This window comes from Salinibacter ruber DSM 13855, from assembly GCF_000013045.1.
Taxonomy (GTDB): Bacteria; Bacteroidota; Rhodothermia; order Rhodothermales; family Salinibacteraceae; genus Salinibacter; species Salinibacter ruber.
This window is the reverse complement of record NC_007677.1, coordinates 2,092,947-2,118,235: the sequence shown is the minus strand read 5'-3', so window position 1 is coordinate 2,118,235 and position 25,289 is coordinate 2,092,947. Positions and strand designations below refer to the sequence as shown.

Sequence of the window (25,289 nt, the reverse complement as noted above, 5' to 3'; positions counted from 1 at the left end):
GCTACGACGATGCCTCCACGGGCCCGTCCGTCTCGTGGTGGACCGCTTCGGGCGCCTTCGGGCGGAGGTGGGCCGTGAAGTGCCGGAGCTGAGGGGGCTCTTCGGTGATCTCGTAGCCGCAGAGGGCGCCTTTGCGCCCCACCAGTGCCTCGAAGCACTCGATTACGTAGTCGACGTGGCTTTGGGTGTAGACGCGGCGGGGGATGGCGAGGCGCAAAAGCTCCTGGTCCGCCGGCTCTTCGCTGCCGTCGGGCTGCCGGCCGAACATGACCGATCCGATCTCGACCCCGCGGATCCCGCCCGTCACGTACAGCGCCACGGCCAGCGACTGGGCCGGGTAGTCCAGCGGCGGGATGTGGGGGAGAAGCGACTTCGCGTCGATGTAGACGGCGTGCCCGCCGACCGGCTTCACGATCGGCACGCCCAGCTCGGTGAGGGCCTCGCCGAGGTAGCGGGTCGAGGCCATGCGGTACTCCAGGTAGTCCTCGTCGACGATCTCCTGCAGCCCCACGGCGATGGCCTCCAGGTCGCGTCCCGCCAATCCCCCGTAGGTCGGAAAGCCCTCCGTGAGGATTAGTTGATTGCGGGCCTTTCGGGCCCACGCGTCGTCATCGAGGGCCAGCCAGCCGCCAATGTTGACCAGCGCGTCCTTCTTGGCGCTCATCGTCATGCCGTCCGCGTGCGAAAACATCTCCCGGACGATCTCCTTGACCGAACGGTCGCCGTACCCGTCCTCGCGCTGTTTGATGAAGTAGGCGTTTTCCGCGAAGCGACAGGCGTCGAGGACGAGCGGCACATCGTACGTGTCGCACAGGGCCTTCGCGCCGCGGATGTTGGCGAGCGAGACCGGCTGGCCGCCGCCGGTGTTGTTGGTGACCGTGAGCATGACGATGGGCACCCGGTCTCCTTCCGCGTCCAGCAGCGCCTCCAGCCGGTCGAGATTGATGTTGCCCTTGAACGGGTGCTCCGCGTCCGGGACGTGCCCCGCGTCGATGACGAGGTCGACCGCCTCGGCGCCCGTGGCCTCGATGTTGGCGCGGGTGGTGTCGAAGTGCGTATTGCTGGGAATTTTGGCGTCGGGGCCCGCCACGATGCCCATCAGAATGCGCTCGGCGGCCCGACCTTGGTGGGTCGGGATCACGTGTTCGAACGGCATCAGGTCCTTCACCGCCTCCTCGAACCGGAAGTAGGAGGGCGACCCCGCGTAGCTCTCGTCGCCCTGCATCAGGCCGGCCCACTGCGCCGCACTCATCGCGGAGGTGCCCGAGTCGGTCAGCAGGTCGATAATGACGTCGTCGGCGTGCAGGTTGAAGAGGTTGTAGTGCGCGTCCCGAATCATTCGCTCCCGCTCGGCCCGAGAGGTGAGCTGAATGGGCTCGACCGACTTGATGCGGAACGGCTCGATGATTGTGTCCATCTCCATGGCGAGCTGAGAAATTCTGGAGTTGAAACGGACTCGTAAATTATCAACTCAGCCGCCCAAGGACAATGCGGGACGCACACCGAGGAGGCGATCGCTAGGCGGGCACCGGATCGAGGGCGCGGTCGAGCTCAGCACGCAGCTTTTTGTGGCCCCGGTGGAGGTAGACCTTGACCGTATTGAGCGGCATGTCGAGGGCCTCGGCAATCTCCTTGTACTTGAGGCCCTGCAGTTCACGGAGGGCCACCACCCGCCGGTACGGATCATCGACCCGGTCCAGGGCGTCGAGCACGTGGTCGTGGAGGTCGGCCGCCTCGGCGTGGCGGTCGGGCGTCCGGTCCGGGCTCGGGGCCCGGTCCACGCCGTCGGGGTCGTGCCGGACGGTCTTGCGCCGCCGCTGCCGGGCCCGAAGCCGGTCGATGCAGGCGTTTCGGGTCACGCGCATGAGCCAGGCGATGACCCCCTCCTCGTCGAGCTCGTCCTGATGCTCCCAGAGCGTCACCAGCACCTCCTGCGTCACGTCCTGGGCGGTGGCGTCGTCGTTGAGCATCGAGCGGGCGAACCGGTAGACCTGGTCCTCGTGGGCAGACACCTGACGTTCGAAGGCGGGAAATGTATTCATCGCGATGGAACCCTGAATGGAACGAACCAAGTGAGCGCGGCGATGGGCCGTCGCACAACCGCGGTGGACAGGCCGTGTCCATCCTTGGTTGCGGGGGGCTTTACGGCGCAGTTCGGGTCCGAGATGCCGGGTGCGCGATGAGTGGGAGGATTCGTGCGATCAATCGCCCGGACGTGCTTCTCTGGGCCATCCATAAAGTGCGGGTCCCTCACGAGAAGCCCCCAGGCCGGTCTTCAGGCCCGTGCGGGAGAGACGATCCTCCCGTCCGCCGACGCGGAAGCCCCGGTTACCCCTCAGAGACTGCGCCCAGCTCCAGGTCGACCGGCTTCGGGAAGCACACGTAGGGCTTCTCCACGAACCCTGTGAGGTCCGAGATGGTGGTGGTGTCGGCCATCTCGGAGAGCTCGCGGGCGGTGCCGTCCCGCCCCAGGATGCCGATTAGCTCCTCGTCGCTGTCGTAGGCGGTGTGGCGCGACACGTTGAGGGTGAGGTAGTGCCGGGCGGCCGCCGCGGCCTCGGAGCGGGGCACGAGGCCTTCGGCCACGAGCCAGTCCGCCACGTCGGCGCGCCAGGCGTCGATCTGCGCCTCGTCTGGACGCTCAGAGAGAAAGCGGACGCGGAGGAAGACGCGATTGACGAAGCGGTGGCACAGGTCGGCCAGCACCGGGTCGGGGCCTCGCATCCACTGCTTGAGGCTGAAGAGGACGTCGGTGTCGTCGAGCTGCAGGTAGTGATCGCGGACCTCGGGGGTCTCGATCGCGTCGGCGTGTACGTCGTGGTCGAGAAAGAAAAGCAGTGCGCGCGATCCCCGTTGTAGCCAGTCGGGGGCGGGCCCGGCGTCGAGGTGGGTCTGTGCGCGGCGCAGGATGCCCCGGAGCAGCTCGTCGCCGGCCAGCACGGTCTTGTGGAGGTAGGCCTGCCAGTACATGAGCCGGCGGGAGATGAGGAAGTTCTCGACGGCGTAGATGCCCTTCGCCTCGATCATGACCTCCGCGTCGGCCCCGCCCGAGAGGGGATGCACGCGCATGGTCTTGAGCAGGCGCTGGACCCCCACCTCCCCCTCCGCCACGCCGGTGTAGAAGGAGTCGCGCCGGAGGTAGTCGAGCCGATCCATGTCGAGCTGGCTCGAGACCAGCTGGTGGAAGAAGGGGCGGTCGTACGTGTCGTCGAACATGGCGAGGGCCAGGTCGAGCGCACCGTCCATGCGCTCGTTGAGGTCGGTCAGGAGGACCCGGCTCATGTCCTCGTGCGAAAAGTCCTCGATGAGCTCGTGTTCGAGGGTGTGGGAGAAGGCGCCGTGCCCCACGTCGTGCAGCAGGGCCACGGCCAGGGCGGCGGTCTGCTCCTCCGGGCGCACGGGCGTGCCCTTCTCGGTCAGGTTGGCGAGGGCGTCCTGCATGAGGGCCATCGCCCCCAGTGCATGGTTGAAGCGGGTGTGCTCGGCGCCCGGAAAGACGAGGTGCCCGACGCCGAGCTGACGGATCCGGCGCAGCCGCTGGACCTCCGGCGTCTGGACGAGGTCCATGATCACGTTCTTCGGCACAGAGATGAACCCGTGCACCGGGTCCGAGAAGAGCTTAAAGCGCTGGTTGGACGACACGAGGAAAGGACGAACAGGTGCGGAAGAGCGTCACAAAAAGGATGGACCGCAGGGGGCAGAGCGGTACGTTTTTCCTACCACCCGTCGTCGGCTAAATTCTGGACGATGGAGGTGTAGAAGGCGTTCGAGTCGAAGTCGGCGGCGAGGCCTGACGAGAGGCCCACCTGCCGGGCGTGATCGGCGTCGACGGTGCCTTGGTAGTCGCCCCAGCGGGCGCTCTCGACGCTCACGATGCCGTCGTTTTCGCCTTCTTCCTCGTACAGGTAGCGGTTGAGGTAGCGGAAGATGGGGGCAATGGGAATGGCGGTCCCTTTGCCCGCCCGGCAGCCGTAGGACCAGTAGTCGACGTCCGGATGATTGGGGACCTCGGGGTTGAACGTGTTTTCCATGTGTTCGGGCGTCAGCTCCGTGAGGGCCTGTCGGAGGTTCGCCGACCCGTCCTCCAGAATGTGGGTCCCCACCCAGTCGGCCATGTCCGCGAGCCAGTCGCGCACCAGCTCGGGCTGGTCGAGCACGAGGGAGGCGACGGAGGAGCCGCGGTGGGGGGTCGCAATCGTCACGAGGACGTCGACCACCTCGTGCCAGCCCAGGGCGGAGATCAGGTAGCGGGCGTCCAGGCCGCCCATTGAGTGGGCGATCAGCAGCAGGCGGTCGGCGTCGGTCTCGTCGAGGACGCGCCGCAGGCGGTCGTTCCAGGTGGCGGTCCGGGCGCGGACGGTGTTGTAGGGGGAGACGTTGGGCGCCACCGCCCGCACGCCCCGCGACCGCAGGTGGAGGGCCTCCTTGTGCAGGTGCCCGCCCCGCCGGAAGGAAGCCCCCACGCCGAAGCCGTGCATGAGCACGACCGGGGTTCGGATCGGAATCAGCTCGGGCTGCGGAAAGGGCTCCAGGCCGGTAAGGCGCCGCAGGGCGGAGGCCGGAATCGTGGGGTCCGAGTCGTCGGGCATGGGGGAGGGCGATGCTCGGAGAAGCCGCTGCCTGGGTGATACCCGAACCGAGCCGGGCGGGTTCATGGGCCCGACGGGCCTAGAGCGAGAGCACGGGGAGGAGCGAAACGGAACGGCCCAGGACGAGCGCCTCGCCAACGACCACCGTCGCCGCCGCCGCCACGGGCACGCGGATGTTGTCGTTGACGGGCAGCGGGAGGGCTTCAATGCCGGCCCCCACCAGCACGCCGCCGGCGGCCGGGCCGAGGGCGACGGAGGAGAAGAAGGCCATCACGCCCAGGCCCGTGACGATGAACGCGGTGGTGCCCTCCACGGTTGCCGAGAGGGCCCCCCACGTGTGGCGGCCCCACCGGCGCCCCACCAATGCGGCGGCGGCGTCCGCCAGCATGGCCATCACGAGCACCGGCACCGCGATCCGGAGGGGGAACAGCGCCACCATCACGGCGGCGCCCACCAGCACGCACGTGGCCCCGTTGAATTGGACCCCCGTCCTCGGTGCCGGCAGCTCCTCCGCCCGCATCAGGGCCCCGAAAATTCCCCGGATGACCGCGTTGACGGACTCCGAATAGGCCCGGGTCACGTCGGCGGCCCCGGCCACGAGCGCGGCCGGGGCCAGAAGATATAGTGCCGTGGGCATTCCGACCGCCCACGCCCCAAACGGAATGGAGAGGGCGAGAAGGTGGAGGGCCTTCCGGCCCACTTCGCCGGCGTACGAGAGGGAGGAGGCGGACACGAGACCACGAAAGTAGGGCGTGAGAATCCGTTCATCCCCCGAACCTTCCGGCTCGGCAATGGTTCGGGCACTACTTGGTTTTGGACCCTTGCAGACGACCCGCAGTGGCGGTGGGGGGCCTGCCCCGAAGCCGACGCACCTCCTGGATTGGCCGCGGGCCTCCGCCCGCCCTCACCCACTTCTCCAAAACGCCCCTGTGCCCATGCGCGTCGCTGGTTCCGTCCTCATCCTGTGTGCGCTCCCCCTGCTCACCGGCTGTGGCTCCGACAGCGGCTCCGAGGCTGAGCGCATGGCGGAGGAGCACGAGGGTGACACGCCCACGGCCACCGAGGCCGCCCAGGCGCCCAAGATTCCGGTGGAGGGGCGCACGGTCACCTACGGGCAACAGAACGGGACGGCCCGGACCGGGTACCTGGCCGCGCCCGCCGATGTGGACTCGGTGCGGTCGGCGCGCGGGGGCGACGCCCTCCCCGGCATCGTGGTGATTCACGAGTGGTGGGGCCTCAACGACAATGTCCGGGCGGCCACCCGGCGCCTTGCCGGTGAGGGGTACCGCGCCCTGGCCGTGGACCTGTACGGCGGTGCCGTGGCCGAAACGCCGGACTCCGCACAGGCACTCATGGGCCAGGCGATGAGGGAGCCGTCACGGCTCGTCGAGAACGTACGGGACGGGCGGGCCTACCTGTCCTCGGAGGCCGACGCGCCCCGGACCGCCCTGCTGGGGTGGTGCTTCGGCGGGGGCATGACGTACCGAACCCTGGCGGAGGAGGCGTCCGCCTTCGACGCGGCCGTGGCCTACTACGGCACGCCGGATCCCCTCGCGGGGGAGGCCCTGCAGGCGCTGGAGACGCCGATCCTCGCCCACTTCGGGACGCAGGACCAGGCCGTCCCGATCGACGCGGCCCGGAAGTTTCGGGACCGGATGGAAGACGCCGGGACATCGCTCGCGTACCACGAGTACGACGCCGGCCACGCCTTCGCGAACCCGTCGGGGGAGAGCTACGAGCCGGCGGCCGCCGAGCAGGCCTGGACGCGCACGACCGACTTTCTCCAGACGCACCTCACCCGGTAGGCGTTCTCGGGGCCCGGCGAGCACGTCGGGAGCGGCACCGAGCCGATCTGCTCAATACCTGTTCATTCCGTTGGACCTCCAGTCGCGCATATGGCCTCCTTTCCGTCCCTCGACAACGACCGCCTTCTCCGCACCGCCCGCGGGGAGCCCACCGACTGCACGCCCGTCTGGATGATGCGGCAGGCCGGCCGGTACCTGCCCGAGTACCAGGCGATCCGGAAGGAGCACAGTTTTTTTGAGGTGGTGGAGACGCCCGAACTCGCGGCGGAGGTGACCATCCAGCCGGTGGAGCGCTTTTCCCTCGACGCGGCGATTCTCTTCTGCGACATCATGGTGGTGCCGGAGGCGATGGGGCTCACGGTCAAGATGGTGTCGGGACAAGGGCCGACCTTCCCCAAGCCCCTCACGACGCCCGACGAGATGGAGCGCCTCGTGGAGCCGGACGTGGAGTCGGCCCTCGGGCACGTGTTCGAGGCCTTGACGGTGACGCGGCACGAGTTGGCCGGGCGGGTGCCGCTGATTGGCTTCTCGGGGGCGCCGTGGACCCTCATGGCGTACATGGTGGAGGGGGGCGGCAGCAAGTCCTACCGGGCCGCCCGGCGCTGGCTCTACCGCCACCCCGACGCCAGCAAGGCCCTGCTCCAGCGCACGACGGACGTGATCGTCGAGTACCTGATTCGGCAGGTGGACGCCGGGGCGCAGATGCTTCAGGTGTTTGACTCCTGGGCGGGCCTCCACACCCCCGAGAATTTCCGCACGTTCTGCCTGCCGTACCTCGCCGAGATCGCCACGCGGGTGAAGGCGGCGCATCCCGACGTGCCGCTCGTCATCTTTGCGAAGGGGGCCCACTACGCCCTCGACGCGCTGGCGGATACGGACTACGACGTGATCAGCCTGGACTCCACGATGGACCCGGACGCCGCCCGCGATACGGTCGGGGACCGGGCCGTCCTGCAGGGCAACCTCGACCCCTGCGCGCTGTACGCCCCGCCCGACGTTCTGCGGCGCGAGGTGCAGCACATGCTGGCGGGCTTCGGGCCGCACCATCACATTGGCAATCTGGGGCACGGCATGCTGCCGGACCACGACCCCGAGCACGCCCGCGTCTTCGTCGATGCCGTCCACGAACACTCCCGGCACATGCGGACCGTTTGACAAAGGGCGGGGTGAGGTCGGGATCGCGCCGTCCACTTTTCGTTTCACGCATCCACTCTGCTTCCATGCTCGATACCGACTCGCCACGGGTCCGCGCCGTCCTTCCACTGCTGTACGTGGCCTGGGCCGACGGGGTGCTCACGCCGTCGGAGGCGGAGACGATCCGGGGCCACCTTCGCACGCAGGAGTGGCTCGATGCCTCCACCCGTGAGGCGATTTGCGACCACCTCGATCCCCAGTCGCCCCCCACGCCCACACAGTACTTCCGGTGGATTCGCACGCTGCGGGACGGGGCCGGAGACGCGGCAGTGACGACCCGGTCCTCCCTCGCGGAACTCGGAATGGCCCTCGCGAACGTGGGCGGCGACGGCACGGCGCTGCCGGAGGCCTCCCGTCGGGCGCTGGAAGACATCGAGGCGGCCCTCAACATTGACGGGGAGGAGGTCGTGCGCGATCTCCTCGGGGAGCGGCCCGAGCCGTCGCCCGTGGAGCCGGAGGCGCCCTTCGACACGGACGCCATGCGGCGCCTCCTCGACGGCCCCCACGCGGAGCTGCGCGAGGACATCCGCACCCTGCTTCAGGATCCGGTGTTCGAGTACCAGGACGGCCTGGGCACCGAGGCCTACCGGGAGCAGGTCCTTCGTTGGTGCGAGCACCTGGCCGACCAGGGGCTCGGGGCGCTGGCCTATCCCGACGCGTACGGCGGGGGCGGCGACATGGAAAAGTTCATCGTCGCCTTCGAGACGCTCGCCTACCACGACCTGAGCCTGGTCGTCAAGTTTGGCGTGCAGTTTGGCCTGTTCGGGGGCAGCATTCATCACCTCGGCACGGAGCGGCATCACGAGGAGTACCTGGACCGGGTGGGCACCCTCGACCTGCCCGGCTGCTTCGCCATGACGGAGTGGGGGCACGGCTCGAACGTGCGGGAGCTGGAGACGACGGCCCGCTACGACCCCACGACCGAAGAGTTTGTGATCAACACGCCGCACGACGGCGCCCGGAAGGAGTGGATCGGCAATGCCGCGGCGCACGGGCAGGTGGCGACCGTCTTCGCGCAGCTCCGGACCGACGGAGAGGAGCACGGGGTCCACGCCTTCCTCGTCCCCATTCGGGCCGACGACGGGACCCCGAAGCCGCGCGTCCGGATCGAGGACTGTGGCGAAAAGGTCGGCCTCAACGGCGTCGACAACGGGCGCCTCTGGTTCGACCAGGTGCGCATCCCGCGGGCGAACCTGCTCGACCGGTACGCACAGGTGGCCCCGGACGGCACCTACGACAGTCCGATCCCCAGTTCCGGGAAGCGCTTCTTCACCATGCTGAGCACCCTGATCGGGGGGCGCATCAGCGTGGCGCGGGCGGGGCTGAGCGCGACGAAGTCGGGCCTTACGATTGCCGTGCGCTACGGAAATCGGCGCCGCCAGTTCGGGCCTAAGGACGAACCGGAGGTGCCCCTCCTCGACTACCGCACCCACAAGCGGCGGCTCCTCCCGCGCCTGGCCACGACCTACGCCCTCCACTTTGCGCTCGACGACCTCACGGCGCGGTTTGCGCGGAAGGGGCGCGGCGAGTCGCTGGAGGCCATCGAGGCGGAGGCCAACGCGCTGAAGGCGTACGCCACGTGGCACACCAGCGCCACCCTCCAGGAAGCGCGCGAGGCGTGCGGCGGCCAGGGCTACCGGGCCGACACCCGAATCGGGCGCCTCCGGGCCGACACGGATGTCTTCACGACATTCGAGGGCGACAATACCGTGCTCATGCTGCAGGTGGCGAAGGGGCTGCTCTCGGACTTCCAGCGGGAATTTCGGGACATGAACCTGTGGGGGATGGCGCGCCTCGTGGCCGACGAGGTGGCCACGCAGGTGCAGGAGCTCAATCCGGTCGTCACGCGCACCACCGACCCCGACCACCTGCGGGCCCTCCCCTTTCAGCAGAGCGCGCTTACGTACCGGGCCGAGAAACAGCTCCAAAACGTCGGCCGGCGCCTCCAACGCCGCATTGACGACGGGATGGAGCCGTTCGATGCGTTCGTGGACGTGCAGGATCACCTCGTGCAGTGCGCCCGGGCGGACGCCGAACGGGTGATCCTAGAGCGCTTTGCGGATGCGGTTGAGGGCGTCGAGGACGCGGACCTCCGCGAGACGCTCACGACGCTCCGCCGCCTGTTTGCGCTGTCCCGCATCGAGGCCGACCTGGACTGGTTTCTGGAGGCCGGCTACGTGAGCGGGTCGAAGGCGAAGGCCATCCGGGGGGCCGTGAACGACCTCTGCGATGAGGTGCGTCCCCAGGCGGAGGCCCTCGTCAATGCGTTCGGCATCCCGGACGCCCTGCTGGGCGCCCCGATTGCGACGAAGCCGGGGCCCGGCCCGAAATGACGCACGGACATGATCCGCCCCAACGCGGTCGACGGGCCGTCGGCGTCAGAGCAGCAGCCCCCACGCGACGGCCATCCCTGCGCAGCCCCCGAGGAGCAGGAGGTCTCCGGGGCGGGTCCACGTCTCCCGTTTGTACACCCCGTAGAGGGCCGCGGGCCAGCATACGAGGACAAGGAGGCCGAGCCACCCGGTCTTCTCGTGCCACGGCGGGCCCGTGGCCTCGGAGAGGTGAACCTGCGTGAGCGTCTCCCCACAGACGGGGCAGTAGTCGTCCGACGGCTCACGGCGGGCACCGCAGGAAGGGCAGCGCTCCATGGGGGCAGTGGGGGCAACTCGTGAAACGCGACCTGACGGAGGGCGGGGGCGGCCCTGCCGGCAGGACTGTACGGTTAGCTGAAGGTCTGCTCCCGCTGCTCCATGGCCTGGCGGGCATTTCTCTGGAGCCACCGCCCGAGCTGCATGGCGTGCTCGGGCGTCATGACGAGGGACGCCTGCACCTCGCGCGTCAGTTCCCCGCGTGTGACCTGCTCGCTGTGCTCGCTGAGGTCGACCTGGCCGGTCTCGTCGATCTGGTGACTCACGTGGTGGGGAATGCTGCTGCGCTCCACGTACAGGTTGGCCACCACGGAGGCGCCATCCGGGGACGGGCCGCCGTGTGCCCCCGTCGCGGTGATGGTGGGCACCGTGTCAGCGTCTTCGTAGACGAACGTGATTTCGTCTTGGGCGTCGTCGGGCATGGGGCGAACCGGTCGGGTCGAACAGGTCGTGCGGGGGCGGAATGAGGGATCGGGGCGCGTCAGTTCTCGGCGACCTGAATCTCGAACGGTACGCGTGCCTCGGCCCAGTAGAGGACACACGTGCCGGAGGTGTTGGTCACCTCCTCGAACACGAACGTCATCATCTCGTGTTGAGGGGCGGATCCGGGCGTGACGTCCACCCGTAGGGCATCCTCGTTCTGGTTGTACTGCGTGCCCCACTGGTTCGCCACGTTGTTGAAGATGATTGTCCAGGAGTCGGGGCCCGGAATGGTGTAGAGCGAGTAGGTCCCGGCGGGCAGCGGTTCGCCCTCGACGGTGACGTCCGACGAGACAGAGATCGTCGTGGCCTCGTTCGCACCGGTGCGCCAGACCTCATCGTACGGTACCAGGCCGCCGAAAATGGTACGGCCGTTTACCTGTGGCCGGCCGTATGTGAGGCGGACCTCGGTGGTGCCGATGGTCTGAGAGACTGCCGCGTTGGGGCTGGTGCGAGGCTCCTCGTTGCCCCGTTCCTGGGCGGTCGCCGGGGCGGTTGCCATGAGGCCGAGAAGGCCGACAGAGAAGAGAAGGGTGAGCAGGCGAGAGAACGGTATGGACACGGGGTACGTGGGGCTTCGTTAAGAGAATGTCGGACGTTGAGGGACAGGGGCGGCATCGCCGGCCCTACTCGCAATGAGACGGCTACTCCGTGTCCAGGGACCCGGGGCCTGCGATGCTTCCGTCCCGGGTCTCGTACCATTCAATCTCCAGCTCGAGGCTGATCTCGGAGGAATCCCGGTCGTTCGATTCGCGTTCGAGTTCCACCTCGAATTCCACGTGGTCGGGAACCCGGACGGTCGTGGACTGCTCGTCGGACGAAAAGTCGAGCTCTCCGGAGTCGTCCAGCTCGTCGGCAATGGTGCGGAGGTAGGTGGCCACGTCCGCACGCGACAGGTTTCGCTCGAATTCGTAAAGCGTATCGTCGGGCATTGTTGGGCGAGGTGTTCGGGGAAGACTATGATGCAGATACCACCGTACGTACACGAGCCTGGGGCGTCCGTTCATCCTTCATGGATGAAAAATTGGGGCGGTCGAGTGGGGGCTCGCGGCGGCGCCGGGCCCGCAGAACCATGAGGTCTCGGTGAATGAGATGAGACTTCACGAGCCAGCACTTACCCTGAAGGCTGTAAAATTACAGGGGCGCTCCTATCGCCACCGCGCATGAGCGCAATGGGGCGCGGCGTCGTCGTCATTTGCAAGAGTTGGGCCCGGTGTTATGGTAGAGCTTAGCGGCGCTCCGGCCTGGTTTGCGTCCGCCTGTCTGATCGCGATCGCCCTCTCGCTCGTGATGACGGTGGCTCGGCTGCTGCGAGGCCCGGCCCTGCCAGACCGGGTGGTCTCGTTGGACCTCATCGCCTACCAGGCCGTCGCGTTCATGCTCGTGTACGCTGTCCTCGAGGGGCAACCTGCCTTTCTGGACGTGTCGCTGGTACTGGCCCTGGTGGCCTTCCTCGGGACGGTCGCGTTTGCCCGGTATATTGAGTACTTCTCGGTTGCGGAGGACACGCCGGCTCAGAAGTCAGAATAGTACGTCGGGCCGGTCCCGCCCCCCCAATATTCAAATTCTGCTATGCTCGCCCAGCAGATTGTTGGTATTTTTCTGATGACCACGGGCACACTGTTCGTGTTTGTCGCCGGGCTCGGGGTGCTGCGGCTGCCGGACGTCTACATGCGCCTTCATGCCTCCACCAAGGCCGGGACCTTGGGCGTAGCGCTGAACGCGGCCGGCCTCGTGGTCTTTCATCCGGACCTCGGGATCTTTACGCGCGCTTTCGCCCTGGTGCTGTTCTTGCTCCTCACGGCCCCGGTGGCCGCCCACATGATCGGGCGGGCCTCCTATTTTGCCCGGGAGGAAATGGGGGTTTCCATCTGGGACGGAACAGTCGTGGACCGCATGCTGGACCACCGGGGGGAGGCGCTGTTCTCAACCGGCGCCCCGGAGGACGGGGCTGACGCCTCGGGCTCTCCGTCTTGAGCGTTGGGAACCGCGCCGCAGAGGGGCTCTGATCGCCTCGTTTTTTCGGTCGACCGCCACGCATCATGGCAATTCTGTTTGCCGTCTTCTCGGGCTTTGTGCTCGCCCTCGCCTCTCCCTGGCTGACACAGCTTACAGGGCGGGCCACGGGGTGGGTCTACGGGCTGCTGCCGGCCGCCATCACGGGAACGCTGGCGACCCTCGTGGGGCGCGTGGCGGCGGGGGAGACGCTCCGGGTGTCCTACACCTGGGTGCCGGGACTAGACGTCAACCTGTCGTTTTACGTCGATGGGCTGAGCCTCTTTTTCGCCCTCCTCATCACCGGCATCGGGACCCTGATCTACGTCTACGCCGGGGGCTACCTGAAGGGGCACCACCATCTGGGCCGCTTCTTCAGCTACCTGTCGATGTTCATGGCCGCCATGGTGGGGCTGGTGTTGGCGGACAACCTGATCACATTCTACATTTTCTTTGAGCTGACGAGCTTCGCCTCGTTCGTCCTGATCGGCTTCAACCACGACGAGGCGCCCTCGCGGCGGGCGGCCTGGCAGGCGCTGCTGGTCACCAAGGCCGGCGGGCTCGCGCTGCTCGTCGGGTTCATCCTCATGCAGCAGGCGACGGGCACCTTTCAGATCTCCGCCATCCTGGAGTCCGGCGACGTGATTCGCCAGCACAGCTTCTACCTGCCCATTGTCCTGCTGGTGCTGGCCGGGGCGTTCACGAAGTCGGCCCAGTTTCCCTTCTACTTCTGGCTTCCCAACGCGATGGAGGCGCCCACGCCGGTGAGCGCCTACCTCCACTCCGCGACGATGGTGAAGGCCGGCATCTACGTGATGGCCCGCTTCCACCCCGTGCTGTCGGGGACCGACCTCTGGATGTGGATCGTGGGCGGGATCGGGGCCCTGACGATGGTCCTCAGCGCCTGGCTCGCCCTGCAGTACACCGACATGAAGGCGATCCTGGCCTACACCACCATCATGGCCCTCGGGCTCCTGACGATGCTGCTGGGGCTGGGGACCGAGGTCGCCGTGGAGGCCTGCATGGTCTTCATCCTGGTACACGCCTTCTACAAGGCGGCCCTCTTCATGGTGGCGGGGGCGATCGACCACGAGGTGCACGTCCGGGACATTACGAAGCTTCGAGGCCTCTGGAACCGGATGCCCGTGACCGGGGCGGCGGCCGTCCTGGCGGCCCTGTCGATGGCCGGCATTCCGCCGTTTTTCGGGTTCGTGGGGAAGGAGTTGATCTACAAAGCAGCGACCCACTTTGACCCGGCCGCGGTGGCGGTCACGGTCGCCTCGGTGCTGGCGAACGTGGCGCTGGTCGCGTCCGCCGGCCTGCTGGTGATTCGGCCGTTCTCCGGCGAGGTGAACGACGTGACGGAGCATGCCCACCGGCCCGCCGCGGGGCTCTGGTTCGGGCCGGTCGTCCTGGCGGTCTTCAGTGTGGGCCTCGGCCTGGCGCCGTGGCTGCTCGACGCTGCGTTCCTCGGCCCGTCGGCCGGGGCGGTGCTGGGCGCCTCCATCGCGCCGCACCTCGCCCTCTGGCACGGCTTCACGCTCGAACTGGGGCTCAGCGCCGTGACCGTCGCGGCGGGCGTGGGAACGTACCTGGCCTGGACCGGCCTCCGCACCAACGTGGCGTTCCAGCAGTTTGAGCGCTGGCTCGGGACGGGCCTCGACCGCGGGTACGACAATGTCGTCGACGGGCTCCTGGGCGTGGGGCGGTGGCAGACAAATGTGCTGCAGAGCGGGGTGCTGCGCCGCTACCTCACGATTGTCTTGGGGACGACCATCGCGCTCGTGGGGAGCGCCTTCTACCACTACGGGTTCTTCGGCGGGCCGATTTCGGTGGCCGGGGTGGCGGGCCACGAGTGGGTGCTGGCGATCTTGTCGGTGGTCGGGGCGTTCGGGACCCTCTTCTTCCGGTCGCGCATCGGCCTCATCACGTCGCTCGGCGTCTCCGGCTTCAGCATTGCCCTGCTCTTTCTGGCCTTCGGCGCGCCGGACCTGGCCAAGACCCAGTTCCTCATCGAGACGCTGACGGTCATCCTCGTGGTGCTCATCCTGACCGCCGTTTCGGACGTGAAGGAGACGCTCACGATGGGGCAGAAGGTCACGAACGGCGCCGTGGCGGCCGGGATGGGGGTCGTCGTGTCGGGGCTAATTCTGGCCGTCCTCAAGCTGCCCTTCGAGAACCCGATGGGGGACTACTACGCGCAGAACACGTACGTGAAGGGAGAGGGCCACAACATCGTCAACACCATCCTGGTCGACTTCCGGGCCCTGGACACGCTCGGGGAGATCACGGTGCTGCTGGTCGCGGGCTTCGGCATCTACGCCCTTCTGCGCATGGGAACGGCGCCGGACCCCAACGCCGAGGAGGAGCCCCCACCCGAGGACGCATCCGCGCCGATCGAACAGCCTGAACAGACCCAACAGGTACCGTGAGGTTTTCCGTCATTTTGCGCACCGCGGCGCGCCTCCTCGTGCCGCTGATCCTTCTGTTTTCGATCTTTCTGCTCCTTCGCGGGCACAACGAGACCGGTGGGGGCTTCATCGGGGGGCTCGTGGCCGGCATTTCGTTTTCCCTCTATGCGATTGCCTACGGGACGGCGGCGTCCCGCGAGTCCCTGCGGGCCACGCCCCCGCGGCTGATGGCCGTGGGGCTAGGCATTGCGGTGCTGAGCGGGGTGCTCCCGCTGTTCATGGGCGGGGCCCTGCTCGAAGGGCTGTGGGTGAAGTGGCCGTTGAAGGTCGGCACCCCCGTGCTCTTTGACGTAGGGGTGTACCTGTTGGTCATCGGCCTAACCCTCATGATCGTCTACGAGCTGGAGGAGCACAATCCGGGGCTCTTTCCGCAGTCGGCCGCCTCCGAGTAGGCGCGCCGAGCGACTGGTTCTCTCACAAACCACACGCGGCTTTCGATGGAAACCCTCCTTGCCCTCGTCACCGGCGCGATGGTCGCCATCAGCGTCTACCTGCTGCTGCAGCGCGACCTGGTGCGTAAGATTATCGGCGTGGTCGTTCTCTCGAACGGCATTCACCTGCTGATCTTCGCGATGGGGCGGGTGACGCGGGCCGCGTCGCCGCTCATTCCGGCCGGCGACAAGTACCCGCCCGAGGTCATTGCGAATCCGCTGTCCCAGGCCCTCATCCTCACGGCCATCGTGATCGGCTTTGGGCTGCTGGCCTTTTCGCTCGTGCTCGTCTACCGGCTGCACGAGTCCAACGGGTCGGCCGACGCCGACTCGATCATTGAAGTGACCCTCGGCGACCAATAGCGTCCGCGACCCCTTCTGCCTGTTGAACTGACTGCTCTGGTTCATGTCCGCCCATCTCCTGATCATCCTGCCGCTGATCATCCCGTTCGTGGCGGCGGTGGCGGCGCTCTTGTTCGCCCGATGGCCCACGGTGCAGAAGGGCATCAACATCGTCAGCATGGGGGGCATCCTGGCGGCGTCGCTGGGGCTCCTGTCCCGGATCACCGAGCAGGGCATCCAGGTCACGACGATTGGGGACTGGCCCGTGCCGTTCGGGATCGTGTTCGTGGTGGACCACCTGAGCGTGGTCATGCTCATCGTGTCCGCCATCATTGGCCTGGCCGTGGCCGTCTACGCGGTGCCGGACGTCGACGATGCGCGGGTGCGATTTGGGTTCTACCCGTTCTTCAACCTGCTCATGATCGGCATCAACGGGGCCTTTCTAACGGGGGACCTCTTCAACCTCTACGTGTGGTTCGAGGTCATGCTGATCTCCTCGTTCGTGCTGATCGTGCTGGGCAACACGGACGAGCAGCTCGCCGGGGCGGTCAAGTACGTCGTGATCAACCTGGTGTCGTCGCTCCTCTTCCTATCCGGCGTGGGGCTGGTGTACGGCATGACCGGCACGCTCAACATGGCCGAGCTCTCCCTGGCCCTCTCCGAGGTCGGCCAGCCGGGCCTGGTGACGGTGGTGGCGATGCTGTTCCTGATTTCCTTCGGCATCAAGGCGGCGCTCTTTCCGCTCTTTTTCTGGCTGCCGGCCTCCTACCACACGCCGCCCGCGTCGGTCTCGGCCTTCTTCGCGGGCCTGCTGACCAAGGTAGGCGTGTACGCGCTCTTTCGGGTCTTCACGCTGCTCTTCACCCAGGACGTGGGCTACACCCATACGCTTCTGCTGTGGGGGGCGGGGCTCACCATGGTGACGGGCGTCCTCGGGGCCGCCGTGCAAAACGACTTCCGGCGCGTGCTCTCCTTCCACATCGTCAGCCAGATCGGCTACATGATCATGGGGCTCGCGCTGTACACGCCGCTGGCCATCCTGGGCGGGGTGTTCTACATCGTCCACCACATTATCGTGAAGGCAAACCTGTTCCTCGTCAGTGGGGTGGCGAAGCGCCTGCGGGGCTCCTTCAGCCTCAAGTCGCTCGACGGCCTCTACGCGTATCACCCGTGGCTGGCGGCCCTCTTCATCATTCCGGCGTTCTCGCTAGCCGGCTTCCCGCCGCTCTCCGGCTTCTGGGCAAAACTGATCCTGACGATCGCCGGCATTGAGACGGGGGCCTACTGGATTGTGACGGTGGCCGTCGCCGTGGGGCTCTTCACGATGTTCTCGATGACGAAGATCTGGGTGAAGGCCTTTCTTCCGGGGGGCGGGGGCGACCTGGCGGACGCGGTGTCGTCGATGGGGCTGGGCACGCGCGTCATGTACGTGCCGATTGCCGGGCTCGCGGCCCTTACAATCATGATTAGCGTCTTTGCCGGGCCGGTGTACGACCTCGCCGAGCGGTCGGCGGACGAGCTCTACAATTCCTCTGAATACGTCGAAGCGGTGCTCAACCATGAAAAATCTGCTGCTGACGCTGGTCCTCGCCCTGGTGTGGACGGCCGTACAGGGCGCGTTCACGCTCGCTAACTTTGCGCTCGGCTTCGTCCTCGCCTACGGGGTGCTTCGGCTGTTGCGGCCCCTGCTCGGGGAGGCCAGCTACGACCAGCGCATCTGGTACAAGGCGTCCCTGGCGGGCTTCTTCGTGAAGGAGCTTATCAACTCGAGCGTCCGGGTGGCCTGGGAGACGATCACGCCGGGCTACCGCATGCGGGCGGGCATCCTCGCCGTGCCGCTGTCCGTGCGGTCGGACCTGGGGATCACTCTCTTCGCAAACCTCATCTCGCTGACGCCGGGCACGCTGAGCCTCGACGTGTCGGAGGACCGGGAGTACCTTTACATCCACACCATGTACATCGATCAGGGGGAGGAGGAGGACATCCTCCACCTGAAGCGCACACTGGAGCGGCGCGTCATTCTCGCGCTCGGGGCGGAGTCGACGGAGGCGCCGCCGCCGGTCTCCGACGCGGCGCCCGCCTCGTAGCGCCCACGCGGAGCGGACCGAATTCTAGAGGGCGATCCGGGGGCGACCGAGGACGCTACGAGGCCCGCCACCGGCGGAGGAGCCAGGCCCCGAGGGCGGTGCCACCCAGGCCCACCAACAGGGGCGCGAGGGAGGGCGTGGATGCGGCGTTTGGGTCGACGAGCCCGCTCGTGCGCCCGATGTCGTCGATCTGGGGCACCGTGAGGGTGCCCTCCATCGTCGAGGTGACGGCGGCCTGGACGGCGGCGGCCGCCACGAACTCGACGGGCAGCGGCCGGCCCTCGGCCGTGGCGTACGGATGGGGCCGCATGCCCTGGGCCTGATTGAGGACGGCCGCGAGCGTCGGCGTGCCCGTCTTGCGGGCTCCGTAGACGAGATTGGGGCAGAGCGTCACGGTCCGGAGCGAAGGGTGGTCTTCGCGAAGGGCCCGCTCGGCCCGGCGCTTGGCCGACAGGAACGCGTAGGGGACGAGGGGCGGCTTGTCGCGCACCGACAGAAAGACAACGGCGCCGACGTCGGCCGCGACCGCCGCCTCGGCCGCACGGAGGGCCGACTCCGCGTTCACGCGGTCGAACGTGACGTTGCGATCGGGATGCTCGCGGATGGTGGCGATGGTGTGGACCACCGCGTCGGCGCCGTCGAGCAGATCCCGCCAGGCGTCCGGGGCGAACACGTCGGCCGCGCGCCACTCCACGTCCTGGACCCAGGGGTGCCGGGCGGGCGTGAGGGCGGGCCGGCCGGTGCGCCCGAAGGCGGCCACCTCGTGCCCGTTTTGCACGGCGACGCGGCAGATTTCGGTGCCGATGAACCCATTGCCGCCGGGAACGACGAGTTTGGCCACGGGACGACGAGAGGCTTGGTCGAGAGAGGGGATGCGAGGCGAGACGCGTCGGGCGGCGTCTCGTTGCACGGACGACACAGGGGCGAAGGGGTTCCCGGAGAAGAGGAACTCCGGCTGAGAACGAGGGGGGGGTGGGGCACGGATTCCGAGTGTGTGCACTCGACCCGTGGTTCGGGGGCGGCGCACGGACGCGGGCGCTTCGTGGAACGGGGAAGATGTATGCAACGTGTCTTTGCACTGCCCGTAGCCCCTTACGGAAGCGCTTCCTGGTCCCCTCATCCCCTTCCTCGGATTTCGCACACAACGCCCTTGTCCCATGGACGTCGACCGCTATCAGCCCACCCATCCGGTTCGGTTCGTCACCGCCACGAGTCTGTTCGACGGGCACGACGCGGCGATCAACATCATGCGCCGCATCCTGCAGCAGACGGGCGCGGAGGTGATCCACCTCGGCCACAACCGCTCGGTGCAGGAGATCGTGGACACGGCCATTGAGGAAGATGCGCAGGGCATTGCCGTGTCGAGCTATCAGGGGGGGCACATGGAGTACTTCAAGTACATGCACGACCTGCTCGAGGAACGGGGCGCGGAGCACGTGCGCGTGTACGGCGGGGGCGGTGGCGTCATCGTGGCCGAGGAGAAAGAAGAGCTGGAGGACTACGGCATCGCCCACATCTATTCGCCGGACGAGGGGATGGACATGGGGCTCCAGGGGATGATCAACGACATGGTGGAGGCGTGCGACTTCCCGGTCGTGGACGCCGAGTTCCACGTGCCGGACGACGTCCCGATGCGGGACCCTCGAACCGTGGCCCGCAACCTGACCCGCGTGGAGGCGCCGGAGCCGGAGCGGGCGGCAGTCGTTGTTGGCGCCGAGCAGGAGGCCGAATCGCAGTCTGTGGACGGCGACCCGCGAGGAGACGGGAGTCCTGAAAAGATGGACGTTGAAACGTTGAACGTTGAACGTTCCAACGTTCCAACGCTGGGGATCACAGGGACCGGGGGCGCCGGGAAGTCGACGCTGACCGACGAGCTCGTGCGGCGGTTTCTGAACGACCACGACGACCTGGAGCTGGCCGTCCTGTCGGTGGACCCGACGCGGCGGCGCACCGGGGGGGCGCTGCTGGGCGACCGCATCCGCATGAACGCGATCTACGGGACGAACGCGGACCGGGTCTACATGCGCTCCTTCGCGACGCGGGCGGCGAACCGCACCACCACGGAGGCCCTGAAGGAGGCGATCGGAGTGTGCCAGGCGGCGGATTTCGACCTGATTCTCGTGGAGACGGCGGGAATTGGGCAGAGCGACACGGAGATCGTGGACCTCACGGACCTGACGCTCTACGTGATGACCCACGACTTCGGCGCGCCGACGCAGCTGGAGAAGATCGGCATGCTGGACCTCGCCGACTTCGTGGCGATCAACAAGTTTGAGAAGCGGGGGTCGGAGGACGCCCTGCGCGACGTGCGGAAGCAGGTGCAACGCAACCGGATGCGGTTCGATGAGGACCCCGAAGAGATGCCGGTCTACCCGACGATGGCCTCCCGCTTTGGGGACCCCGGGGTTACGCGCCTCTACCTCGGCCTGCTCGACCGCCTGAACGCAAACTTCGACTTCGAGCGCGAGTCGGGCACGTACGACGCGGACGAGGTGCCCGAGCCGGACCCGTCCGAGGTGGCCATCATCCCGCCGGACCGGCAGCGCTACCTCGGCGAGATTGCGGAAACATGCGACGCGTACCACGACTGGGTAGAGCGGCAGGTGGAGTACGCCCGGAAGTGGGGGGAGGCAAAGGGCGCGCGCCAGCAGGTGGAAGACTGGGCGCCGGAGGACCAGGACCAGATTGCCGGCCGGCTCGACGAGATGGAGGCCCACTGGTGGGACAAGCTCGACAAGCGGTGCAAGGAGATCTTGGAGAACTGGGACGACCTGGCCGACGAGTACCGGCAGGACGAGTTTACCTACACGGTGCGGGGCCGCGACTTTACGGTGCCGCTCTACCGCGAGAGCCTGAGCGGCACCCAAATCCCGCGCGTCGCCCTGCCGCAGACCGACGCCCCGGGGGAGCGGCTGGAGTTTGCCCTCACCGAGAACCTGCCCGGCTACTTCCCCTTCACGGCGGGCGTCTTTCCGTTCAAGCGGGAGGGGGAGATGCCGACCCGTCAGTTTGCGGGCGAAGGGTCGCCCGAGCGTACGAACCGCCGCTTCCACCTCGTGTCGCAGGGGGACGAGGCGAACCGCCTCTCCACGGCCTTCGACAGCGTCACCCTCTACGGCCGCGACCCCGCCGAACGCCCCGACATCTACGGGAAGGTCGGCAACGCCGGGGTGTCCATCTGCACGCTCGACGACATGAAGAAGCTCTTCTCGGGCTTCGACCTCTGCGACCGCAAGACGAGCGTGTCGATGACCATCAACGGCCCGGCGCCGATGCTGATGGCGATGTTCTTCAACGCGGCCATCGACCAGCAGGTGGAGAAGCACCTGCGCGAGGAGGGCCGGTGGGAGGAGGTGGAGGCGGCGATCGACGACCACCTGGGCGACGACCGCCCCGAGTACGTGCCGTACGGGCCGGACGGCCGGGAGGACGAGCTGCCGGAAACCCACGACGGCAGCGGGCTGGGCCTGCTCGGCACCAGCGGCGAAGAGCTCGTGGAGTGGGGCGTCCTCGACCGCGAGACGTACGAGGAGATCAAGGCCGACACCCTCCACACGGTCCGGGGCACGGTACAGGCCGACATCCTGAAGGAGGACCAGGCCCAGAACACCTGCATCTTCTCCACGGACTTCGCCCTCCGGTTGATGGGCGACATCCAGCAGTACTTCATCGACTGGGACGTCCGCAACTACTACTCCGTCTCCATCTCCGGCTACCACATCGCCGAGGCCGGCGCCAACCCGATCACGCAGCTGGCCTTCACCCTGGCCAACGGCTTCACGTACGTGGAGTACTACCTGAGCCGGGGCATGGACATCGACGACTTTGCCCAGAACCTCTCGTTCTTCTTCTCGAACGGGATGGACCCGGAGTACAGCGTCATCGGGCGGGTGGCGCGGCGCATCTGGGCGGTGGCGATGAAGGAGCTCTACGGCGCCAACGAGCGCAGCCAGAAGCTCAAGTACCACATCCAGACCTCCGGCCGCAGCCTGCACGCGGAGGAGATTCAGTTTAACGACATCCGCACCACGCTGCAGGCGCTCATGGCGGTCTACGACAACTGCAACTCCCTCCACACCAACGCCTACGACGAGGCCATCACCACGCCGACGGAGGAGAGCGTGCGGCGCGCCATCGCGATCCAGCTCATCATCAACAAGGAGCTGGGAATGACGAAGAACGAGAACCCGCTGCAGGGGTCGTACATCATTGAGGAGCTGACGGACCTCGTGGAGGAGGCCGTGCTGCACGAGTTCGAGCGCCTGAACAACCGCGGCGGCGTGCTCGGGGCGATGGAGTCGATGTACCAGCGGGGCAAGATCCAGCAGGAGTCGATGAAGCTGGAGGAGTCGAAGCACTCCGGCGACCGCCCGGTGGTGGGCGTCAACACCTTCCTGCGCGACGAGGACGACGACGCGTCGGGGACCGAAGAGGTGGACCTCATGCGCTCGTCCGACGACGAGAAGCAGCACCAGCTCCACAACCTGAAGGCGTTCCAGGAGCGCTACGCCGACAAGAACGAGGCCGCAATCGCCGAGCTGAAAACGGCGGCCCGGGACGGGGAGAATACGTTCGAGGTGCTGATGGAGGCGGTCAAGTACTGCTCCCTCGGGCAGATTACCGAGGCGCTCTTCGAGGTGGGTGGGGAGTACCGGCGGAATATGTAGGGCTCCGTTGCCGTGCCGCCTCCCGACCTCCCGGAAGGCACTCCACGGCCCGGCGAGAGGCGCACCCGCTGCCCGAGCCCTTCAGACGCGGCCCATCGAGATGGACGATCCCGTCGTCTTCGCGTGCATGAACGCCCTCGGCTGCGTGCTCCTGTACTTTGGGGGCGACTTCGTCCGGCGTGGGATTGCGGGACGGTCACACACGAACGAGGAAGGGGTCTGGATGACCCACGTGCCGGACCTGGTGTCGGGGGCCATGTTGCTGTTCGCGGGCGCCTGCGTCTGGCTCGGGTCGTTCCACTGGCTCTGATGCACCGTCCCCACTCCGGCGACGCGAGGACGGAGGCACGCGCGGGGCACGAATCTTCCCGGGCGAGAGGCCGGCTCAGGGTCCCTGACTTACGTCCAGAGGAGGGGCACGTCCATGCCCAAGTCGAAGAGCAGCGCCTCGGTCTCGGCCCCGAACGCAAAGTGAAGCGCGTCGGTGTCGGCAATCCCGGCCCCGTCGCCGCTCTGGAGGGTGACGCCGGCGACCTCCACCTCGCCCTCCACCACCTGGACCCAGGCCCCACGGTTCCGGGCCAGGGCGTGTTCGACCCGATCGCCCGCCTCGAATAGGCCGGCGTAGACGTAAGCGTCGGTGTTCACGGGCATCGGACCGTCCGGCCCGGCCGTCTCGGACGTATACGGGGCCACGTAGCAGCGGAACTGGCCCTGCCGCTCGTCGGGCGAGAACCCGCGCTCGTGGTAGGCAAAGTCGGTCCCGGCCCGATCCGGGATGAGCCACATCTGGTAGTTTTGCTCCACCACGTCGTGGTGGTTCTCCTCGGAGTGGACCATGCCCTCGCTCCCGGCGCTGATGAGCTGCATTTCCCCAGCCGAGATGCCGGCCTCGTGGCCCTGGTCGTCGCCGTGGGTCAGCGTGCCCGACGAGACGTACGTGAGGATCTCCGCGTCGCGGTGTGGGTGCGCCGAGAATCCTTCGTGGGGCTGGATGTGGTTCTCCACCATCACCCGCAGCGGCCCGAAGTGCATCCAGTCCGGGTCGTGGTAGTCCGCGAACGAGAAGGTCATCCAGTTGTCGGTCCACCCCATGTCCTCGAAGCCCCGCTCGTCACTGCGGCGGAGGCGAATGGTGGGGGACTCAGGGGCGGATGTCTCTGGCGTGGTCATGGGGCAGGGAATTGGGAAGAGGGTGGAAGGATGGGGAGGATCGGTCAGCCGCGCGCCTTGAGCTCCGAAAGGGCGTCGAGGGTGTCGAACGAGACGCCGTTCTGGAGCTCCTCCCAGGTCGGGTAGTCCGTGTACCCGTGCTCGTCGCCGTTGTAGAAGGTGTCCTCGTCGGGGACGTTGATGGGCAGGCCTTCCTTCAGGCGCCGGGGCAGGTCGGGGTTGGCCAGGAAGGCGCGCCCGAATGCGACGAGGTCCGCGTACCCGCGCTCGATGGCGTCGGTGGCGGAGTCGGTGTCGTAGTTGCCGTTGGCGACGAGGGCCCCGTCGAAGGCCTCCCGGATTGCGCCGAAGACATCGGCCGCGTCTCCGTCGCCGGCCACGGGCGGCTTGGGGGCGTCCGGCTCCACGAGGTGGACGTAGGCGAGATCGTGGTCGTTGGCGGTCGCCGCCGCCCCACGGAAGGTGGCCTCCGGCGTGTCGTCGTAGATGCCGTGAATGGGGGCCAGGGGCGAGAGGCGCACGCCCACCCGGTCCGACGTCCACACGTCCGTCACGGCGGCCATCACCTCACGCAGAAAGCGCAGGCGGTTGTCGAGCGATCCCCCGTAGCGGTCGGCGCGGTCGTTGGTGCCGGAGCGAAGGAATTGGTCGATGAGGTACCCGTTCGCCCCGTGGATCTCCACACCGTCGAACCCGGCCCGCTGAGCATTCTCGGCGCCCCGGCGGTACTGCTCCACCACCTCGGGCACTTCCTCCGTCTCCAGGGCGCGCGGCGTCTCGAATGACGTCATCTCCAACTCCGGCGTGATGACCTCCCCCTCGGCCGGAATGGGGGACGGGGCCACCGGCTTCTCGCCGTCGTGGTACAGGGAGTGCGAGATGCGCCCCACGTGCCAGAGCTGCAGGAAGATGCGCCCGCCGGCGTCGTGGACCGCGTCGGTGACCGCTTTCCAGCCCTCGACCTGCGCGTCGGAATGGATGCCGGGCGTGCGCGGGTAGCCCTGGCCCTTCGGCGCCACCTGCGTGGCCTCGCTCACGATGAAGGCGGCATCGGCGCGCTGGCGGTAGTACTCGGCGTTCATCTCGGTGGGCACGTTGCCCGCCGCCGCCCGGTTGCGGGTGAGCGGCGCCATCGCCACGCGGTGCGGAAGGGGAAGGGGGCCAAGGTCCAAGTCGTCGAAGAGGGGAGAAGCCACGAGGAAAAGAGGATTGGTGCATATGAGTGTAATACCGATGCCATGTACTCCAATTCTGAAACGTACGTTCCAGTTCGTGTGCGCAATTTCGCAGGGTCTCCGCATGGACAAAGATGCGGTCAATCTGGAACGATCATTCCAGAGGCCCTTCATTGAGCCTGTCATTGTGAGCAAAACCCCAATCGTGCCCCGTTCAGTGTCCATGCCGAGC

At 67.4% G+C, this 25,289-nt stretch carries 24 protein-coding genes; 12 read left to right on the top strand and 12 right to left on the bottom strand.

The features are described 5' to 3' along the window. Window position 1: 1 nt before the first annotated feature. The 5 genes from SRU_RS09020 to SRU_RS09000 all read right to left on the bottom strand — a co-directional run bounded on the left by SRU_RS09020 (window position 2) and on the right by SRU_RS09000 (window position 5,322). Entirely contained in the window at window positions 2–1,417 is a 1,416-nt protein-coding gene (locus SRU_RS09020; protein ID WP_011404453.1) for a tryptophanase, read from the bottom strand. Between the two features lie 100 nt (window positions 1,418–1,517). Then, entirely contained in the window at window positions 1,518–2,042 is a 525-nt protein-coding gene (locus SRU_RS09015) for an RNA polymerase sigma factor (RefSeq protein ID WP_112904145.1), read from the bottom strand. A 286-nt stretch (window positions 2,043–2,328) separates the two neighbouring features. Continuing rightward, window positions 2,329–3,642 (bottom strand): HD domain-containing protein, encoded by a 1,314-nt coding sequence (locus SRU_RS09010; RefSeq protein WP_011404451.1) that lies wholly within the window; start codon window positions 3,640–3,642, stop codon window positions 2,329–2,331. Between the two features lie 74 nt (window positions 3,643–3,716). Next, the gene (locus SRU_RS09005; protein ID WP_237701694.1) at window positions 3,717–4,589 is read right to left on the bottom strand and encodes an esterase/lipase family protein; all 873 of its coding nucleotides are present in this window, start codon (window positions 4,587–4,589) and stop codon (window positions 3,717–3,719) included. Window positions 4,590–4,668: 79 nt separating this feature from the next. Further along, complete coding sequence (locus tag SRU_RS09000; RefSeq protein ID WP_011404449.1) at window positions 4,669–5,322, bottom strand: phosphatidate cytidylyltransferase; 654 nt, start codon at window positions 5,320–5,322, stop codon at window positions 4,669–4,671. A gap of 202 nt (window positions 5,323–5,524) precedes the next feature. Between SRU_RS09000 and SRU_RS08995 the strand changes: the two genes are divergently transcribed. The 3 genes from SRU_RS08995 (at window position 5,525) to SRU_RS08985 (ending at window position 9,921) form a co-directional block, all read left to right on the top strand. Next, complete coding sequence (locus SRU_RS08995) at window positions 5,525–6,394, top strand: dienelactone hydrolase family protein (RefSeq protein ID WP_112904141.1); 870 nt, start codon at window positions 5,525–5,527, stop codon at window positions 6,392–6,394. 90 nt (window positions 6,395–6,484) lie between these two features. Further along, complete coding sequence (gene hemE, locus SRU_RS08990) at window positions 6,485–7,549, top strand: uroporphyrinogen decarboxylase (RefSeq protein ID WP_011404447.1); 1,065 nt, start codon at window positions 6,485–6,487, stop codon at window positions 7,547–7,549. Window positions 7,550–7,614: 65 nt separating this feature from the next. Continuing rightward, the gene (locus SRU_RS08985) at window positions 7,615–9,921 is read left to right on the top strand and encodes an acyl-CoA dehydrogenase (protein ID WP_013062161.1); all 2,307 of its coding nucleotides are present in this window, start codon (window positions 7,615–7,617) and stop codon (window positions 9,919–9,921) included. A 45-nt stretch (window positions 9,922–9,966) separates the two neighbouring features. On the opposite strand, the gene SRU_RS08980 is transcribed toward SRU_RS08985, so the two are convergent. The 4 genes from SRU_RS08980 to SRU_RS08965 form a co-directional block, all read right to left on the bottom strand. Next, window positions 9,967–10,236, bottom strand: a complete 270-nt coding sequence (locus SRU_RS08980) for a hypothetical protein (protein WP_013062160.1) — start codon at window positions 10,234–10,236, stop codon at window positions 9,967–9,969. Window positions 10,237–10,310: 74 nt separating this feature from the next. Next, window positions 10,311–10,658 carry a hypothetical protein gene (locus SRU_RS08975; RefSeq protein WP_011404445.1) on the bottom strand — a complete coding sequence of 116 codons (348 nt, stop codon included), beginning with the start codon at window positions 10,656–10,658 and terminating at the stop codon, window positions 10,311–10,313. Between the two features lie 59 nt (window positions 10,659–10,717). Further along, window positions 10,718–11,278: a DUF2911 domain-containing protein gene (locus tag SRU_RS08970; protein WP_011404444.1), complete on the bottom strand. Its 561-nt coding sequence runs from the start codon at window positions 11,276–11,278 to the stop codon at window positions 10,718–10,720. Between the two features lie 82 nt (window positions 11,279–11,360). After that, window positions 11,361–11,648: an amphi-Trp domain-containing protein gene (locus SRU_RS08965; protein WP_231847077.1), complete on the bottom strand. Its 288-nt coding sequence runs from the start codon at window positions 11,646–11,648 to the stop codon at window positions 11,361–11,363. A 286-nt stretch (window positions 11,649–11,934) separates the two neighbouring features. Here SRU_RS08965 and SRU_RS08960 point away from each other — a divergent pair, with 286 nt between their 5' ends. From SRU_RS08960 to SRU_RS08930, 7 genes are all read left to right on the top strand, one after another. Continuing rightward, window positions 11,935–12,246, top strand: a complete 312-nt coding sequence (locus SRU_RS08960) for a monovalent cation/H+ antiporter complex subunit F (RefSeq protein WP_011404442.1) — start codon at window positions 11,935–11,937, stop codon at window positions 12,244–12,246. A 42-nt stretch (window positions 12,247–12,288) separates the two neighbouring features. Continuing rightward, complete coding sequence (gene mnhG / locus SRU_RS08955; protein ID WP_011404441.1) at window positions 12,289–12,693, top strand: monovalent cation/H(+) antiporter subunit G; 405 nt, start codon at window positions 12,289–12,291, stop codon at window positions 12,691–12,693. A gap of 65 nt (window positions 12,694–12,758) precedes the next feature. Next, window positions 12,759–15,143 carry a putative monovalent cation/H+ antiporter subunit A gene (locus SRU_RS08950; protein WP_011404440.1) on the top strand — a complete coding sequence of 795 codons (2,385 nt, stop codon included), beginning with the start codon at window positions 12,759–12,761 and terminating at the stop codon, window positions 15,141–15,143. Beyond that, window positions 15,140–15,574 (top strand): Na+/H+ antiporter subunit B, encoded by a 435-nt coding sequence (locus SRU_RS08945; RefSeq protein WP_011404439.1) that lies wholly within the window; start codon window positions 15,140–15,142, stop codon window positions 15,572–15,574. The genes SRU_RS08950 and SRU_RS08945 overlap by 4 nt, the downstream gene beginning before the upstream one ends. 45 nt (window positions 15,575–15,619) lie before the next feature. Next, the gene (locus tag SRU_RS08940; RefSeq protein ID WP_011404438.1) at window positions 15,620–15,976 is read left to right on the top strand and encodes a sodium:proton antiporter; all 357 of its coding nucleotides are present in this window, start codon (window positions 15,620–15,622) and stop codon (window positions 15,974–15,976) included. A gap of 43 nt (window positions 15,977–16,019) precedes the next feature. After that, a complete protein-coding gene (locus tag SRU_RS08935; RefSeq protein WP_011404437.1) occupies window positions 16,020–17,588 on the top strand; it encodes a Na+/H+ antiporter subunit D in 1,569 nt (522 codons plus the stop codon). Then, the gene (locus SRU_RS08930) at window positions 17,515–18,042 is read left to right on the top strand and encodes a Na+/H+ antiporter subunit E (protein ID WP_011404436.1); all 528 of its coding nucleotides are present in this window, start codon (window positions 17,515–17,517) and stop codon (window positions 18,040–18,042) included. The genes SRU_RS08935 and SRU_RS08930 overlap by 74 nt, the downstream gene beginning before the upstream one ends. A 55-nt stretch (window positions 18,043–18,097) precedes the next feature. On the opposite strand, the gene SRU_RS08925 is transcribed toward SRU_RS08930, so the two are convergent. Then, entirely contained in the window at window positions 18,098–18,883 is a 786-nt protein-coding gene (locus tag SRU_RS08925; RefSeq protein WP_237701693.1) for an NAD-dependent epimerase/dehydratase family protein, read from the bottom strand. Between the two features lie 316 nt (window positions 18,884–19,199). Here SRU_RS08925 and SRU_RS08920 point away from each other — a divergent pair, with 316 nt between their 5' ends. Together SRU_RS08920 and SRU_RS08915 are read left to right on the top strand one after the other, a co-directional pair. Then, the gene (locus SRU_RS08920) at window positions 19,200–22,709 is read left to right on the top strand and encodes a methylmalonyl-CoA mutase family protein (protein WP_112904139.1); all 3,510 of its coding nucleotides are present in this window, start codon (window positions 19,200–19,202) and stop codon (window positions 22,707–22,709) included. 100 nt (window positions 22,710–22,809) lie between these two features. After that, window positions 22,810–23,019 carry a hypothetical protein gene (locus SRU_RS08915; protein ID WP_043552388.1) on the top strand — a complete coding sequence of 70 codons (210 nt, stop codon included), beginning with the start codon at window positions 22,810–22,812 and terminating at the stop codon, window positions 23,017–23,019. Between the two features lie 89 nt (window positions 23,020–23,108). On the opposite strand, the gene SRU_RS08910 is transcribed toward SRU_RS08915, so the two are convergent. Both SRU_RS08910 and SRU_RS08905 read right to left on the bottom strand, forming a co-directional pair. After that, the gene (locus tag SRU_RS08910; protein WP_011404433.1) at window positions 23,109–23,882 is read right to left on the bottom strand and encodes a pirin family protein; all 774 of its coding nucleotides are present in this window, start codon (window positions 23,880–23,882) and stop codon (window positions 23,109–23,111) included. A gap of 44 nt (window positions 23,883–23,926) precedes the next feature. Then, window positions 23,927–25,078, bottom strand: coding sequence for an alkene reductase (locus SRU_RS08905; protein ID WP_011404432.1), 1,152 nt, complete (start codon window positions 25,076–25,078; stop codon window positions 23,927–23,929). Window positions 25,079–25,289 lie beyond the last annotated feature (211 nt).